The 14,684-nt window shown below is 58.7% G+C and carries 17 protein-coding genes and 1 pseudogene; 6 read left to right on the top strand and 12 right to left on the bottom strand.

Annotated elements, in window-relative coordinates:
* Together QM600_RS26390 and lanKC are read left to right on the top strand one after the other, a co-directional pair.
* Window positions 1-110 (top strand): cholesterol oxidase substrate-binding domain-containing protein (locus tag QM600_RS26390; RefSeq protein ID WP_283263398.1); only part of this gene is annotated, 110 nt, incomplete at its 5' end.
* A gap of 392 nt (window positions 111-502) precedes the next feature.
* Complete coding sequence (gene lanKC, locus QM600_RS26385; protein WP_283264709.1) at window positions 503-3,172, top strand: class III lanthionine synthetase LanKC; 2,670 nt, start codon at window positions 503-505, stop codon at window positions 3,170-3,172.
* A 513-nt stretch (window positions 3,173-3,685) separates the two neighbouring features.
* Here lanKC and QM600_RS26380 read toward each other — a convergent pair.
* The 3 genes from QM600_RS26380 to QM600_RS26370 all read right to left on the bottom strand — a co-directional run bounded on the left by QM600_RS26380 (window position 3,686) and on the right by QM600_RS26370 (window position 6,590).
* Window positions 3,686-4,966, bottom strand: a complete 1,281-nt coding sequence (locus QM600_RS26380) for a sensor histidine kinase (protein ID WP_283264707.1) — start codon at window positions 4,964-4,966, stop codon at window positions 3,686-3,688.
* Window positions 4,967-5,302: 336 nt separating this feature from the next.
* Window positions 5,303-6,202, bottom strand: coding sequence for a transposase (locus QM600_RS26375; RefSeq protein ID WP_283264705.1), 900 nt, complete (start codon window positions 6,200-6,202; stop codon window positions 5,303-5,305).
* A 166-nt stretch (window positions 6,203-6,368) separates the two neighbouring features.
* Complete coding sequence (locus tag QM600_RS26370; protein WP_283264703.1) at window positions 6,369-6,590, bottom strand: hypothetical protein; 222 nt, start codon at window positions 6,588-6,590, stop codon at window positions 6,369-6,371.
* Between the two features lie 173 nt (window positions 6,591-6,763).
* On the opposite strand from QM600_RS26370, the gene QM600_RS26365 reads away from it, so the two are divergent.
* On the top strand, window positions 6,764-6,988 hold the full coding sequence (locus QM600_RS26365; protein ID WP_283264702.1) for a hypothetical protein: 225 nt from the start codon (window positions 6,764-6,766) through the stop codon (window positions 6,986-6,988).
* A gap of 171 nt (window positions 6,989-7,159) precedes the next feature.
* On the opposite strand, the gene QM600_RS26360 is transcribed toward QM600_RS26365, so the two are convergent.
* The 4 genes from QM600_RS26360 to QM600_RS26345 form a co-directional block, all read right to left on the bottom strand.
* Complete coding sequence (locus tag QM600_RS26360; protein WP_283264700.1) at window positions 7,160-7,837, bottom strand: hypothetical protein; 678 nt, start codon at window positions 7,835-7,837, stop codon at window positions 7,160-7,162.
* A gap of 368 nt (window positions 7,838-8,205) precedes the next feature.
* Window positions 8,206-8,346, bottom strand: a complete 141-nt coding sequence (locus tag QM600_RS26355) for a transposase (RefSeq protein ID WP_283264711.1) — start codon at window positions 8,344-8,346, stop codon at window positions 8,206-8,208.
* Between the two features lie 160 nt (window positions 8,347-8,506).
* Window positions 8,507-9,043: an IS110 family transposase gene (locus QM600_RS26350; protein WP_283264699.1), complete on the bottom strand. Its 537-nt coding sequence runs from the start codon at window positions 9,041-9,043 to the stop codon at window positions 8,507-8,509.
* On the bottom strand, window positions 8,952-9,281 hold the full coding sequence (locus QM600_RS26345) for a hypothetical protein (protein WP_283264713.1): 330 nt from the start codon (window positions 9,279-9,281) through the stop codon (window positions 8,952-8,954). Before QM600_RS26345 ends, QM600_RS26350 begins: the two co-directional genes overlap by 92 nt.
* 216 nt (window positions 9,282-9,497) lie before the next feature.
* Here QM600_RS26345 and QM600_RS26340 point away from each other — a divergent pair.
* Both QM600_RS26340 and QM600_RS26335 read left to right on the top strand, forming a co-directional pair.
* Window positions 9,498-9,701 (top strand): annotated as a pseudogene (locus tag QM600_RS26340) (IS3 family transposase); the annotation flags it as partial.
* A gap of 73 nt (window positions 9,702-9,774) precedes the next feature.
* Window positions 9,775-10,383: a hypothetical protein gene (locus tag QM600_RS26335; RefSeq protein ID WP_283264697.1), complete on the top strand. Its 609-nt coding sequence runs from the start codon at window positions 9,775-9,777 to the stop codon at window positions 10,381-10,383.
* 57 nt (window positions 10,384-10,440) lie between these two features.
* On the opposite strand, the gene QM600_RS26330 is transcribed toward QM600_RS26335, so the two are convergent.
* Entirely contained in the window at window positions 10,441-10,593 is a 153-nt protein-coding gene (locus QM600_RS26330) for a hypothetical protein (protein WP_283264695.1), read from the bottom strand.
* A 560-nt stretch (window positions 10,594-11,153) separates the two neighbouring features.
* Here QM600_RS26330 and QM600_RS26325 point away from each other — a divergent pair.
* Window positions 11,154-11,477, top strand: a complete 324-nt coding sequence (locus QM600_RS26325) for a hypothetical protein (protein ID WP_283264693.1) — start codon at window positions 11,154-11,156, stop codon at window positions 11,475-11,477.
* Here the strand turns inward: QM600_RS26325 and QM600_RS26320 are convergent.
* The 4 genes from QM600_RS26320 to QM600_RS26305 all read right to left on the bottom strand — a co-directional run.
* Entirely contained in the window at window positions 11,454-11,681 is a 228-nt protein-coding gene (locus QM600_RS26320; RefSeq protein WP_283264692.1) for a hypothetical protein, read from the bottom strand. The genes QM600_RS26325 and QM600_RS26320 overlap by 24 nt on opposite strands.
* A 706-nt stretch (window positions 11,682-12,387) precedes the next feature.
* A complete protein-coding gene (locus QM600_RS26315) occupies window positions 12,388-12,858 on the bottom strand; it encodes a prevent-host-death protein (protein ID WP_283264690.1) in 471 nt (156 codons plus the stop codon).
* An 877-nt stretch (window positions 12,859-13,735) separates the two neighbouring features.
* Window positions 13,736-14,122 (bottom strand): DUF5313 family protein, encoded by a 387-nt coding sequence (locus tag QM600_RS26310; RefSeq protein ID WP_283264689.1) that lies wholly within the window; start codon window positions 14,120-14,122, stop codon window positions 13,736-13,738.
* A 6-nt stretch (window positions 14,123-14,128) separates the two neighbouring features.
* The coding region (locus tag QM600_RS26305; protein ID WP_283264687.1) for an STAS domain-containing protein at window positions 14,129-14,684 on the bottom strand (556 nt) is incomplete at its 5' end.

The following is a 14,684-nucleotide window of genomic DNA, read 5'->3' as shown; positions in this document are numbered from 1 at the left end:
GCGACGGCGTCCCCACCAACAACAACTGGGACACCGCCAACGCGGCATTCAACCAGCTCGACCCGCACAAGGTATTCAGCAACACCTTCCTGAACCAGCTTCTGCCGTGACTAGTTGATTAGAAGTACTGGGCTGAAACAGATTTCAGACGCAGCATCTGATCAACCGAGGGCCCTGACGGTGCGTTGTCCCTTCAGGGCCTTCGGCTCCAGATCTAACCTGACTCGACAACACTTCTCGCGCAATGTAATCGGGACGACAAATTCACATTGAGACATAACGAAGATTGATCGACGGATTTCACGAAAACAACTACCACGCAACCGATTTACCCTATCGTTATCCACACACGCAGATTGGGTTCGAGCTCCACGATCTACCGCCTCCCCTCACGCGGTATCTCACGGCATGAGTTCACAATCTGGGAATCTCTGGCTCCTAGTCAACAAACCACACAGATGCTGGGACGCATTCCGGCTACAGATCAGGGGAGGTGAAGTCAATGGATACGAAGTACCTCGAATATGCCTTGGCTGACAGGCGATTCTACGATCGACTCCACCAGGATCCGACACAGCGTCCCGGCACCACCATCCGTCGATACGAACTGACTGACCTCGAATGGGATATCGACTGGACCTCCGTGGAATCCCACGGATGGCAACATCATCAACCGGCGTCAGTAGTGCTTCCCGATCAAGGGTGGAAGATCCACTGTTCGGCAACTATGCAGAATGCCCAGTCGATCTTGGACATAACATCCAGGTACTGCATCGATCGGCACTACTCGTTCAAATTCCTGCCCAACTCTGCAGCGATGCTCCGTTCCAACATGAAGTACGCACACCGAGGTGGCAGCGGAAAATTCATTACGATCTACCCTTCCGATGCCGAGACGTGCGAGAGCATTCTCAACGAACTGAACGAACTTCTACAGGGATTCGACGGGCCATACATCCTCTCCGACCTCCGATGGCAGGATGGTCCCCTCTATGTCAGGTACGGGGGCTTCGCCCTCAAATACGTTCGTGACCAGTACGACGAACTCGTGCCTGCGATCACCGATCCCGCCGGCTATCTCGTCCCTGACCTCCGCCAGCCCGCATTCCGGCCACCTACTTGGGTAGAAGTTCCAGACTTCATCGCGAAACAAAAGGAACTTCTCCACGCGGACGGCGACGACCAGCCGTTCCCGTACAAGATGATCGATGCCCTCCATTTCTCCAACGGAGGCGGTGTGTACAAAGCCCTCAACAGCAATGGCGCCGAGATCGTCGTCAAGGAGGCACGGCCGTTCGCCGGAATCACACCGGATGGCCGCGACGCAGTTTCGCGCCTCCAGCGTGAACGAGATATATTGCAGATGCTGAACGAATCACCCTATTTTGCAGGCATACTCGACTACTTCGAACATTCGAGCCACCACTTCCTCGTGCAGGAGTACGTTCACGGCAGGACTCTCAATAAAGAACTGGTCGAACGTAATCCGCTGGTTCGCGCCAACGAAACACAGCTGGACCGAGCGACATACCGCGATTGGGCGATCGGCATCGTCAACGAGGTGCAATCTGCCATCGAGCACCTGCACAGTCAGCGGATCGTGTTCGGCGACCTCCATCCCAACAATGTCCTGGTACTGCCAGACAACTCGATCAAGATCATCGATTTCGAGATGTCCTACATCGAAGGGCAAGACGACGTAGTTCAGCCGATGGGCGCACCCGGTTTCACACCTGCGGACGGACGAACCGGGTTGTCCGCAGATCTGTACTCTCTTGCCTGCCTGAAAATTTCGATCTTCTTGCCACTCACAGTACTGCTCGATCTCAGCCCCGAAAAAATTGAACAACTGGTCGCGGAAGCACACGATCTCTTCGAACTCCCCGACAGCTACTGCCAGAGCATCCTCGATGTACTTCGTCCACGGCCACGCTCGAATCGTCCTGGCATCCATGCACTCCGCGCCGAAGAGCTGATCCACCAATGGCCTGTCCGCGACGCGGACAGCGTTCAAAAGATCCAGTCACTCATAGACCTCGGCATCCGTGAGTCGCGGCAACTCTCGCGCTCAGATCGCCTCTACCCCGGAGACATCGCACAGTTCTCGGGAGATTCATTCAGCATCGCTCACGGACCATGCGGAAACCTCCTCACCACAGCGATGAGCGAGGAAGACGTGCAGCTCGCTACGGAATGGGTTGAACATACGATTCAGCGCACCCCGAACGTCAGCATGGGCCTATACGACGGATTAGCCGGTGCTGCAAGCACCTTCGAACACCTCGGGCTGCACAGCACCGCCGATTCGTGGGCTGAAAAAATCTATCGAGCTCCGTTCGAACTGCTCCCATCCGAGCTCTTCAGTGGACTCGCCGGCATCGGGCTCTACCTTCTAGAACAGCACAGCCGGAATAGTGATCCTGCCTCGCTCGAAGCGATCAATCACATCCGCCAGGTCATGCACGACCGGCTACAAGTCCCCAACAGTTCCATCCAATCCGAAAATGAACAATCGTATGTCGCCACAGGAAAGGGCGGCCTCATGCACGGAGCGAGCGGACAGTCACTCTTCTGGATACGCGCGCATGAAGCCCTCGGGCACCAACAAGATCTTGACGACGCCAAAGAAGCACTCGAACAAGACATCTCCCTTCTCGTCGACTGCCCCGACGGATCACTCCAGCTGAACGAAGGATGGCGACGACTGCCATACATCGCCAGTGGGTCTACCGGAGTCGGGCTAGCGATCATGCGCATCGCGTCACACAGCCCAGATCGTCGGTACGAAGACTTGCTCGCGAAGATCACCAATGCCGCGACAGCAGAATTCTGCGTACAGTCCAATCTCTTCAACGGGCGCGCTGGATTCATCTACTACCTCATCAAGCTACTCGAGAGTGGCCGGGACTTCGGTCGGACACGCGAGCACCTCGACGCTCACGTCCGACGCCTGCAGCTGCACGCGGTTCCGCATGGTGCTGGAATCCATTTTCCCGGGGAACAACTCATCCGGCTATCCACGGACTGGGCAAGCGGCTCGGCCGGCGTGTCCAACATGCTTGGCCTCTATGTAGACCACCTCCGAGGAACACATGAAACTACTGCCCCGTTCCTCGGAATGAAAATTCCATTGCATCCCCCGCAACTGAATGCCGAGCGTTCAGTGGCCTAGCCGCGCCCTACCTCGGACTAACGGGCATGAGCCGAATGGAGAACGAAAATAGAGAAGGACAAATTCCTCCAAAGACCGACACAAATGCTACCTTCTGGATATCCTTTCAAAAGGACATGCATTCAATAGGTCCATAATTCGGATCAGCCATCACATGTTGGTGATCCGCGTGAGCAGCAAACAATTCCGGTCGTTGCCCAACACGGACAAGGATCAGTCCCAGCCCCTCAGAAACAGAAGGATGTCAATGATGCAGTCCGTACTTGGATTTCAGGAGATCGCCGAATCGGGAAATGCAACAGGATTGATTGATGGTGGCGAATATGCTTGGAGCAGTCTAAGTTTCGCGATTTGCCCTTAACTCAATCTGTCGTGAGAGTCCGCTGCTGGTCTGATCGGTGATTCGATCAGACCAGCAGCGGGCCGAATCAGTATCCGGACGTAAGAAGGATCGATTTGCTCAATTCAGTCGAATCGCTCTCGCACCTATTTTGAAGTACTGGGCAGTAGGGATCATCCAACGATCCGGCCGGCGGTGGGGATGACTGCCTTCACCGTCCAACCGTTGTCGAGGGGTCCGGCGAGGAGTGTGCCGCCCAGAAGCGTTACTCGTTCCCGCATGCCCGAGATCCCCAAGCTCTGACCATCTGTGGCGGCCACGCCCATTCCTGCGCTATTGGTGATATTGAGGCTGATCGAATCGTTCTCGCATCGCACACTCACCTTCGCAGAACTCTGCGGCGCGTGGCGGAGAACATTCGACAACGATTCTTGTACAACCCGATAGGACGACAGCTGCACCGCGCTGTCAATTTCGGTGAACGTGTCTTCCAGATCGAGTTCCAACAGCGGAATAGACGCCCGGCAACCCTCGACCAGTTGCGGAATATCGGCGATCATCGGCTGTGGATACCTGGGATCCGTCCCACCGATACGCAGAATCCCCACAGTCTGGCGCAGACTGTTCAGCGCACGGTCGCCATGGTCGATCACGCCTCCGAGCAATGCCTTCGCCTGATCCGGATTGGACAAAAACAACTTGTCTGCTGACTTCGCTTGGATGAGCATTCCGGTGAGGTGATGTGCGGCAACATCGTGCAGTTCACGCGCCATGTTCTGGCGCTCCTCTGCGATTGCGTCACTCAGTCGCGCTTCGTGATTCAACTGCATTTGCTCGATGGCAGCGGCGCTGGCGGATGATTGAGATCGGTGTCTCGAGACAACCATCCCGATCGTGATCATGACGACGTAACTACTGACGACATTGACGGAAGCCTCGAACAGGAGAGGTTGCAAATCCCCAATCGGCACCTGAGAGAGCGGCACACTCTCACCGACCAACCAGAGTTCGGTTGTCATCGATATATCTGCGGCAATCCCGATCATCGCCAGCAAGGCGAGACGACTCCCCCTGGTGCTCCCGGCCATGACGGCAATGGCACACCAGTACAGCGGAGTAGCCGCCGCTACGCGGTCCTCCAACACGAATGCCAGCGCTACCGTTCCGACAAGCGTGAGCAGATACACGCACACCGGATACCGACGACGGAAGCATGCAACAAGTGTCAGCACCACCAGGATGGCCGTACTCCCCGCAAGAACGGCAGGGTTACCCAGACTCTGACCGCCCGAGTACCCCTTTCCCCCGAAAAGACTGCACGTTGCACCAAAAACCCATACCGCGCTGAGGATTCCGGCAACAATCGCCAGCACAGCTGGATTCCGCGATATATGCCCTCGAGCTTGCAGGGCAGTCTTCGCGAGCAACGCCGGTTGCTGACGAATGGTTACCACTTGTCATCTCCCCCTTTGTGTGACGGACGTTCAAAATTTCCGGATACGGTGCCCGCAAATTTCGCTCATATTCTCATGTAAACGAGTCGTCGACAGGCATTACCGAAATACAGCCGACTATAGTTAGCTTCAATTTTTCACGGTAGGGACGGCCTCGGATCGTTTTCACGGCAGATGAAAGACCCGAATCAGGCGCTCTGATCCGGGGACCGAGGAACATATTTTGGGGTCAAGACATGGCTCGCACCGCAGGTTCGGCCGCGGTCAGGCGTCGGTTCCACAGTCCGGTAGCAGTGCGTCCCTTCATTATTGTGATCGAGCAGATGGTTCCTGCGATCAGGGGATCGCGAGAACCCTCGCGAACGCGGCAGCTAATTGGTGTGCCCACGGCCAGGTTTCGGACATACGTAGGATCTGTTTGCGGGCGGACTTGATGATTCGAGCACCGGTGTGCAGCAACCGGTATCGCAGTGTTTGCGGTTCCGCAGCAGCGAGTTCACCATCCAAGAGCAGCAGTCGGGTCCACGCGAGCAGGTCGCACGCGATCGCGACGGCCATCACCCAGGCCGAGTTGATCGCAAACGAATTCGACGGCCATTTCGCCAGACCCGTGTCCTTCGCGGTGCGGATGAACCCTTCAACCCGGGCATGGGTGCGGTGCCGGGACTCGAGTTTCTGAACCTGACCGACGTTCGTGTTCGTGGCCAACGGCTGATACCGAAACTTGTCGTCTTGCTCGAAAACGGAAAGTTGGGTGCCGGCGGTGATCGGTTCACGCCGCACCAGAATCCGCATTCCGTCAGGCCAGGTACGGAAAAGGTCGCCGACATAGCTCTCGCGCAGTAGTCCGGTGAGATCCGCGATCTGGGCGTCGCTGCGGGCTTGGCCGTTCGCGTCGAGGGCTGCGGACCACAGTGTGTCATCGCCGCGTAGGTCGCCGATTGCGGCCCGAACGCGGGTGTCGAGGCCGAAACCGACGGAGTACTCGACCGACCTACCGGGCACCGAGTTCAGCGCGGTGAGATGTTCGAGCACGCCGTGGCTCGACCCGGCACCGTCGATGGTGATCAACAGTTTGTGTCGGTATTTTTCGGGGATCGCGGCGATGGCGGCAACGATGATCGCAATATGATCAGCAGCGGTATTGGAGCCGGCGTTACCGGCTCGTGGGATGATCGCCAAGCATTCGCCGGTGGGGGTACCGCCCTGCACGAAGTGCTTGGGGGAGTGTCGCACCAGGCGGTCAAGGGATGGAATCCGTAGCCGCCCTTGAAATTACCGGCACAGAGGTCTTTTTCGCTGTGCGATTCGATAAGGGTGGCATCGATACGGATGACGATCAGATCCTCGATATCTCCGTACGCGGTGCGGGTCGCCGGTATCGATCCGTGACGGCCGGAGATCAACTCCCACACTTTTTCGCGGACCTCGTTTCGATCGACGGTGATCTGGCCAACTTGGCGATGTCGATGTTGGCGAGGGTGCGCCACGCGGTACTCGTCGATGCAACGTCGCCGAAGATTCGTTTCTGGTTACCGAGAACCTCGATATCGGAGATGGAGGTTCCGCCGTCGGCGATCGTGACCGCGAGGTCGGTGAAGACCCGGCCGCGGTCGTGAATCACATTAGTGATGGTCAGGGCGATGGAGAGGGCACTGTCACGTTAAGCAATCAAGCGCTGATTGTGGTCGATCCGTGCTCGGAAACCTCCTGCTCGTGTGTGACTCATGAGGCTGGTGGGATTTTAGGAGGCGCCGAATCGATTAACGTGACAGTGCCGCCGAACTCCTCCGAATCTTGAAGCGGGCAATTGCCCGGGAGGTCTTCCGGCATCTCAACCAGCCGTTTGCCGTCACCGACATCGAGGACCTTCGACAAACCAGGCGGGAGAAAAACATTCCGCTGAGCACAGTCTCTGCAGCTCTCGACACGTATCCCATTCACATCAGTCGGATCGAACGCGGCATCTACCACGACAAAGATTTCACCGACCGATACCGAACCTGGCTCGATGCCACTTAACAGCCGTACGGGAGCGTCATCGATGAGAACTACGATCCGTCGCTCCGACTCCATGACACTGGCGTTAGCGGTGTTTCGGCTGATTTCAGGGTGGGTCGTCGTAGCGCAGTGATGGAGCGACGATTACCTCAACGCTTGTCCTTGTAGTCCGTACCGACTTCTCCGATGCGGTCAACGTGAGTACAGCTGTGTTTCGAGAGCTGGATTCGCGTGTACGGATTCGAGTCGGCCGAGGTCGGTAGACACGACGAGCGTGTCCACCTCGTCGATCCCAGTTGCTGCACACCAGGTATGGTCCGCGGGCCACCAGAAGTTCGGTGTGCGCATCCGCGTGGCGGACTGCGTGGAGGACCGGGTTGTCGTGACGACCTGATAGTCCAGCCCGTCAGGGCCTTCCGAGACGAGCGCAGAGCCTCGGATCGGTTCGTCGAGGAACTCTCCCCATCCGGTCCAGAACAGTCCCGCTTGTGCGTCGTCGAAGTGGTTGAACAGAACATTTATCAGTTCCGGCGGCAGTGATCCCATTTCCGGCGCTGTGTCGAAGGTGCCCTCGATTGTGGCGCTCGGATCCGGGAGTCCGGTGGTCTCGGGAAACCATGCCCCAACGATCTCGGAGAGCTGCGCCCCGACGGTCATCTCGGTGCCCACGGCAGCGGCAATCTGAGCCCATGTCACTGGTTGAGACTCACCGTCGGTATCCAGATAGGCCGGGTGCAGTACACGCAGGGTATGCGGGTAGCGGTCGGCCAACCATTGACCTCTCGGGCCCGCGTCGGGATAGGGGTAAGGGGCGAGCCATTCCGCCGTATCCGGCAACGGATCACCGATCCAACCTAAGCGTGGGGACATGATGCGATTCTCCATACGTCTTTGTCGGATGTGAACCCACAGACTGACAGCCCCTGTCGGCGTTGCTACCGAAATCAGATGAAACACGTAGATCGCGCCCATGGCGAGCTGGTGCACCCGGACGGCATTCGATCCGGGAGTCATACTTCGCGTCGTCGGTCCAACCTGGTTCTCTGCCCTTTGACAGCCATAGGAGTGCCCTTTGTCAAGCGGCTGAGAGTTTTCGGCTCTCGTGCAGTTGCCGGGCTGAAGGGGATTTCGTCGTGCCAGTAGCGCCAGATGATGCGGATCCAGGCGCGTGCGAGGATTCGGATGGCATGGGGGTGCCGGCATCCACGGGTGATGGCCCGCTGGTACACCTGCATCGCTCACTCGTCGCCGAAGCGGCTGCCGTTCGCGAAATCCGTGACAGCCCTGCGGAGTTTCTTGTTGCACGACCAGCGGAACACGGCTTGTTCGTGTTTGCCGGATTGCCGAGTCGAGGGTGAGGCGCCGGCGAGAGCCGCCAGGGCATCGTCGGTGGGAATCGTTCGCGGCAGTCGCCGATCTCCGCCAGAAGGGTTGCCGCTCGGATCATTCCGGACCTCGGCAGGCTCGCGAATATCTTCTGATCGGGATGCGCGTCGAAGAGTTTTCGGATCTGCGCCTCTATTCGTGTGATCTCTGTGGTCAGCGTTTCGATGGTGGTGACCAAACCGGTCGTGATCTGACCGCGAGCCTCTGCCTCGACTGAAGAAGAGCCCGGGGGCCGCACTGTCGACGTGCCGGTACAGCGACTCCGCGGAGATACCGCCGCTGTAACCGACCGATCGCAGCCACCGGTCCAGACGTGCCGGAGAGAGCCACGCAGCTTTGGCTGCGCTCGGAAACCGGCGAAGGAAGGCCAACGTGATCTTCGCTGTCGAGGCGGCTGAACAACCCGAGGGCTCCAGGGAACGCCAGCTCGAGGTTGGACCGGAGCTGGTTCATCACCTGCACCCGTGTCTCCACGAGATCCTTGCGGGCCCGGCACATCGCCCGCAGCGCTTTGCTTTCCGGGTGATCCTCTCGCAGCGGCCGCCACCGGTGACCGTCCGTGCGTAGCGTGTCCGCGAGTACGTATGCGCCCCGACGGTCATCCTTGTTCCCTGCCGAGCCGTAACGGGTCCGTAAAGCTTTGATCTGACGCGACGGAACAACGAAAACCGCGATCCCCGCATCGATCAATACCTCCAGCGGCCGGCCCGTCGCCGCGCTCGATCGCTACCTTGGTCACCCCTGCCTTACGGAACTTCGACACCATCACATGCAGCGCTTGGCTCTCATGTGTAACATCGAATCGTTCGATCACCTTGCCGTCACCACCGAGTACGCCCACCGCGTGAAGCTCGGCAGCCCAGTCGATCCCAGCTACGACACTTGATTCCTGCATACGCACCTTCTCCACATCGTCGGGATGCTTCACCAGGTGGGAGGCGTTGCCGCTGGTCGCTCACTGCAAGGCGCTCGAAGCGCATGGCTCTATCACCAGTCGGGGCGCCGGGTCCGCCGGGTCCTGCGGTACTCCTATTGGCCCTCGAAGGGCGAGCATCAATAGCAGTGGCCCAGCGGCTACCGGGTTCAGCACCAACCACCTTCCCCGAAAAGCAGCCGGTACGACCATGGTTGTTCAGTGAGCATCAATGCCGTCATCGAATCTTTCTGGGGCAGAATGCAAACCGAGCTTCTGAACCGGAAACGATGGAAAACGAGGATCGAATTGGCCAACGCGATGTTCGAGTACCTCGAGATCTTCCACAACCGCCAACGCCGGCACAGTGCCCTCGGGATGCTGACACCGATCGAGTTCGAGAACGTACACTTCACACGCCAACCCGTAGCCTGAAGTCAAATATCGCGACTCCACGAAACTCGGGGCACATCAAAGTCTCCGGAAACTCCGGTGCGATTCAGACTGCTTGAAATGGCCGGCCCTGCAGTTTGTGTACGTACACAGGGAGGAAGAATTCGCGCGGCTCGACAACGGCACCAAGCCACTCGGCACCATCACCTCAAGCGGATTTGAACCATTGATGCAGCGCCTTCGGTTCCTGGTAGTCCGCTCAGCGGGGCGCGAGGATTGCGCCGCAACCCTCGCGCCCAACAAGCTCGGACAAATGCCAAGCACGCTCCGAAGGTTCTCCGCTCGACCTGGCCCGGCCGGCACGACGTTCGCGGTGCCTTGTGGAAAGAACGTCACCCAAGCCTCCTTAATTGATTCGAACCTGGGCGGCTTCGTACTGATCGCGATGACGCGCCTGCCGGATACCTTCGGCGATCTCTCGGCAGTCAAAGCTATTGGCCGTGACTTGAATTGGCTGCTGGTTTGCAAACGCATCACGTCCACTCGGGGTGCGATTGGAATTGCCTTGCTGCGGCATTCGATTCGCCGCAGCGAGCGAGCTCAGCAATGCGAAGTCCTGTCCTGCCTGTTTCCGCTGCTCGTGGGTGAGCACAAGCTCGGTATGATCGGAGAGGTTCATTCCTGGCGTGCCCGAGGGCCATTCACGGCCAGTGTCTCGAACTGAAGCGATTCGCTGGTCTCAGCTGCTAGACAGATTCGCCAAGTAGCCGCCCGCTCTTGCTCAGACTAAGCGGCTCTTGTCGTAGATCAGGCCGCAGATAACCGCAACCATGGTGAAGACGCACAACCCGATCACTAGCCGTGTCTTCAGTCGGTCGGCGGGATCTGCACGCCGCACCTCTCGATCAGCCTCGGAAATTTGAAGTTTCGACATACTCAGTTCCATCGACTTTGGTCGTAGAGAAGACCGAGGAGGACTGCCGCAACGGCGATGACGCATAGGCCAACGACAAGCACGGTTTGCCACCGTTTCCCCTTGTCTATGTACCGCAGCCTGCGCCTACGTCGTATTCTCACTGGCGAAGTTTCCCTTACCGTCGGTTTAATTGCACGTTCAACTACTCTTCATTGGGGATATTCACCCCTGATTTCACCCGCCCAGGATTACTCACTCAAGACGTCCCGCGAGTTGGTCCGCTGCCCGACAAGGTTGATCATCGGTGGTTGCGGTCAGCTTCGTGTCACGACACCGAGAAACGATAGAACGGGTATCCGCCGGACTGTTGGCAGTGGGCAGGCGACGCACACTTGATTGACACATTCCCGCTTCTCATTTCGATGTCGAGGTACGCCTCTCCTCCGCGATCCAATCGGAAGACCAACTTCGTCGCCGATGACTCGCTATCGCAATGAGCGTCACCCGACCGCGCCACGTTGAACTGCAGAGCGGAGTTCGACCGCACACGCTGAGGCAACTCAAGTCCTGGAGTTGTTATGCAAGAGGAATCCCCGTCGAAATCAACCCTTGACACGGTGGCGTCGGACTGCCCAGTTTCGATCCTCACGGTTGTCTCACGGTCGCCGGCACCTGGTCCTACAGATCCGAATGGTCCTACAGATCCGAAGTCGAAGCTGCTGAGAAAACCGGTCGCCGGTTCGGCCATGGCGGTGGGTGCCGCTAATCCCGACGCTGCGGCAATGGCGGCCGCTGCGGCCAATGCGGTGGTAATGCGCGTGCGTATCGACATGGGAGTGCTCCTCGAGATGGGTGTGGTGGATCGCGATCAAGGTGGATCAGTCGACCACAGGAGTGCATAAATTTTGCATATGGGCGCTGGTGGCGGTGAGCGGATCGACACCCTCCCGCTCACACACCTGCAGATACTCGGAGAGCCCCCGCGCGTAGACGTCGATCGTTCGGGGAGCCCGCCCGAGATCGGTCCACAGTCGCAGCCACCCGGCCGCCTGCGCATGCCGGCCAAGCACCGGCCACTTATCCTCCAGTGCCACCGTGCCGCTCATATCGTCTCCTCAGTTCCGTGGTCAACCCGAGGAAAATATGATCGTCCGCGTGGTCAGATTCCACAGAGGATCGAGGTGCTTAAACGGCAGATGTTCCGGCCGTGCCGGATTCGGCCTCCTCCGCAAACGAATACTCCTCAGCGGCTGACGTATTCAAAATTGATCACGGAAAGTGAGCCAGAACCATGCGAGGTTCTGCCCCACTTTCCGTGATGGCGCTCGCGGCACGTGTCGTTGCGTCAGGCGTACACATCGGCGGGATAGATGATTGTTCTGAGTCCTTCGGGCGGTGCCGTTGTCGATTTCGGCGAGGAACATCGTCTTGTCGTCGAAGAGGTGTCCTGCTTGCTCGGCTACTTCGTCTCGTTCGGGTGGCTTGTGTGCACTTGCTCGAGGACGACTGTGCGTTCGTGGACGTAGAACCAGATACGCGCGGTTCCTTTCGCTGTCGGTTTGTGTTGCCAGCGCGTGTGGGTCGTTCCCTCGCGGGAGATTGTGCCGAGTTCGCCGCGGAGGGGGTAGTTCGTCGGGGTCGTGGATTGGGGTGTCCGCGTGAGGAAGTCCCACGTCTCCGTCATCGGGTTGCGGATGGTCGCGACGAGGTCTTGCCAGCCCTTGCGCGCGCCGGGGGTAGCGAACCGGATCTCGTATTCGATCTTCTTCGGGGGACGGGGGACCAGTTCGCCTTTCTTGGTGGCCGTCAGAATTACGGACGCTCCACGGTCTCGTCGTCGTCGAGCCAGTCGTGGTCGGCGCTGCGGAGCCCGGCGGCAATGGCGGTTGCCGTCTCCTTCCATGACGTCAGCTCCGCAATCGCGAGGTGCGGTTGGTCGGTGGAGAACGAGGCGCGTGCGGCGTCCACGAGGTTCTGAGCGCAGGTCTCCCGGTCGGCCGGCGACAGGGCGAGCATCCAGGGGAAGGCCTTGGCCATGCGCTCAGCGAGTGAACCACTCTCGTCGAGGGTGACGGTGATGAGTTGGGCGGCGAAGTTCAGCAGGCGGGAGCGGCCCTCGGCTTCGCGCTGCGACATTAAAACGAGCGCCTCGCCGTCGCGTCGGGTCACTGTTACGGGGTGGTTTTCGGCCTCGGCGAACACTTCGGCCGAGTGTTTGCTCAGGTCCGAGGAGCGTCGGGTCGCGGCGGGAAGTTCTGCTGCGGTGATCATGGCCCCCATCATATTCGGAACGTATTCGGAAGTCCAGGTGTGGCCGGACTTCTTGGGGCACGTTGGCTGATCAATGCGACAGCAGCGACCGAGCCGATTAATTGTTCACGCTGCCGCGCCAGCGGACCAGTCGGCAGCACGCTCCCCGTGGCGGTGCTCCCTCGGCCGTCAGTCAGCTACGACATGCGAGCCGTGAGCTGTTGGAAGAACTCTTCGACCATGGACCTGCTGGCACCGTTGAACAGTTCGGCTCCACCGAAGCGGTAGACCTCGTACCCGGCTAGGCGCAGTCGGCGGTCCTCGGCTGACTGGTCGTTCGGCCGCTCGCTTCACACGCTGGCAAAAATTCCCGTTCACCGGCGGCAAATAGACCTTGCTGCTCCATCGCATGAGTCGCTTCTGCATTTTGACGAACGTAGGCGTTCGCCGTATTGGTCGAAGCCCTCGAGTCTCGTATCTTGTCGTCCCACCACGCTAGATACGGTGTGGTCTGCGAACACAGCGAACTTCGCTGGCGAGCGACTGGCCAGAATATCGTGACAGAAACCCGTGAACTCGTCACCGAAATCGAGGGCTACTTTCGTGGCCGAGATTCGTGAATTCCCATTCGAGCGAAAAGGGTTCACGAAATGCAACAGTCGGAAATTTCAGCACGTCACCTCCGCTCGTACTCAGCAGGGTATCTCCAGCCCTGGGGAGTACGAGCAAAGGTGTAAAAATTCAAGAGGCGAGGAGGAAGAAATCTCCGATCATCGCCAGTACCACGGCGGCGGCGCACAACAGTGCCGGTGCGAGGGATCCCGGTGGTTCGTTCAACGGACGCCTCGTCTGGGTCGGCCTGATACGCCGAGATTGTCGTCTCATTGTGGGAACTACTGATTCGACGTCGTCATGGGCGGTAGCGCGACTCGTAGGCCTGTTTTTCTTCGTCCATTTTCTTTTGGTGATGCACGTCGAGGAGCGATGGGTTCAACCCGTGGCTGACCAACCGGTGTCTCAGATAGATCTTCTTCAATGCGAGAAGGAAGTAGACGAAGGGAAGGAACAGTAGGAGCACCATGCCGATTCGGATGATCCAGGGACCGGGAATCAGCAACAAACCGGCCAGGATAGGTAGCAGCGGGACGATGCACCGGGTTGCGTAGCGGCGGGATGCGCCAGGACCGGTGATGTCCTCGATTACCCACGGGAGGAACTCGTCCGGCAACGTTTGCCCCGCCAGGTATTTCACGTGTTGGGTGAAGGTGGGTTGTGAGATAGTTCCGTTCTGGGACATAGTGATTCATTCCTCGGTATTCATCGACGTGTAATGGCTTCTGGGGAGTACCAGCATTCGGGCGTACTCGATGGCGCGGGGTGTGTCGGAGAAGATATGTCTGCGTTCGCTGTCCTTGGTGGTGAAGACACCCAGTGCTTTGAGCGGTCGTAGGTGCTCGGATTTCATGCCGGAGATCAGGACGGTGATGTGGCGGTGTTCGAGTTTGTCGATGGCGTCTTTGAGCACGATGGCACCGGTGGCATCGATAGCGGTCACGCGTGACATCCGCAAGATGACCACCTTGACGTCGGAGACGTCGGCCAGTTCCAGGAGGAACCTGTGGGCTGCGGCGAAGAACAATGCGCCGTCGATGCGGTACGCGACGATGTGTTCTCGGAGCAGTTCGTGTTCTTCGCTCTGGTGTCCGTCATCGTCGAGTGGGACTTGTTCGATCTTGGCTGATTTGGCGACTGCGCGCAGGGCCAGAATCGCCGCGAACGCGACGCCGACCGCTACCGCGGTGACGAGGTCGAGTGCGACGGTGACCAGGAACGTCGCACCCATGACTGCGGTGTCCGCT

Origin of the sequence: Rhodococcus sp. IEGM 1379 (genome assembly GCF_030056815.1) — a bacterium.
GTDB lineage: Bacteria > Actinomycetota > Actinomycetes > Mycobacteriales > Mycobacteriaceae > Rhodococcus_F.
This window is presented reverse-complemented; position numbering and strand designations above follow the sequence as displayed.

Coding starts and splice junctions, on each gene's coding strand:
- QM600_RS26360 (WP_283264700.1), bottom strand. CDS start 7,837: ATGTCCCCACGCTTAGGTTGGATCGGTGATCCGTTGCCGGATACGGCG.
- lanKC (WP_283264709.1), top strand. CDS start 503: ATGGATACGAAGTACCTCGAATATGCCTTGGCTGACAGGCGATTCTAC.
- QM600_RS26315 (WP_283264690.1), bottom strand. CDS start 12,858: ATGATGGGGGCCATGATCACCGCAGCAGAACTTCCCGCCGCGACCCGA.
- QM600_RS26330 (WP_283264695.1), bottom strand. CDS start 10,593: ATGTCGAAACTTCAAATTTCCGAGGCTGATCGAGAGGTGCGGCGTGCA.
- QM600_RS26310 (WP_283264689.1), bottom strand. CDS start 14,122: ATGTCCCAGAACGGAACTATCTCACAACCCACCTTCACCCAACACGTG.
- QM600_RS26325 (WP_283264693.1), top strand. CDS start 11,154: ATGCAAGAGGAATCCCCGTCGAAATCAACCCTTGACACGGTGGCGTCG.
- QM600_RS26320 (WP_283264692.1), bottom strand. CDS start 11,681: ATGAGCGGCACGGTGGCACTGGAGGATAAGTGGCCGGTGCTTGGCCGG.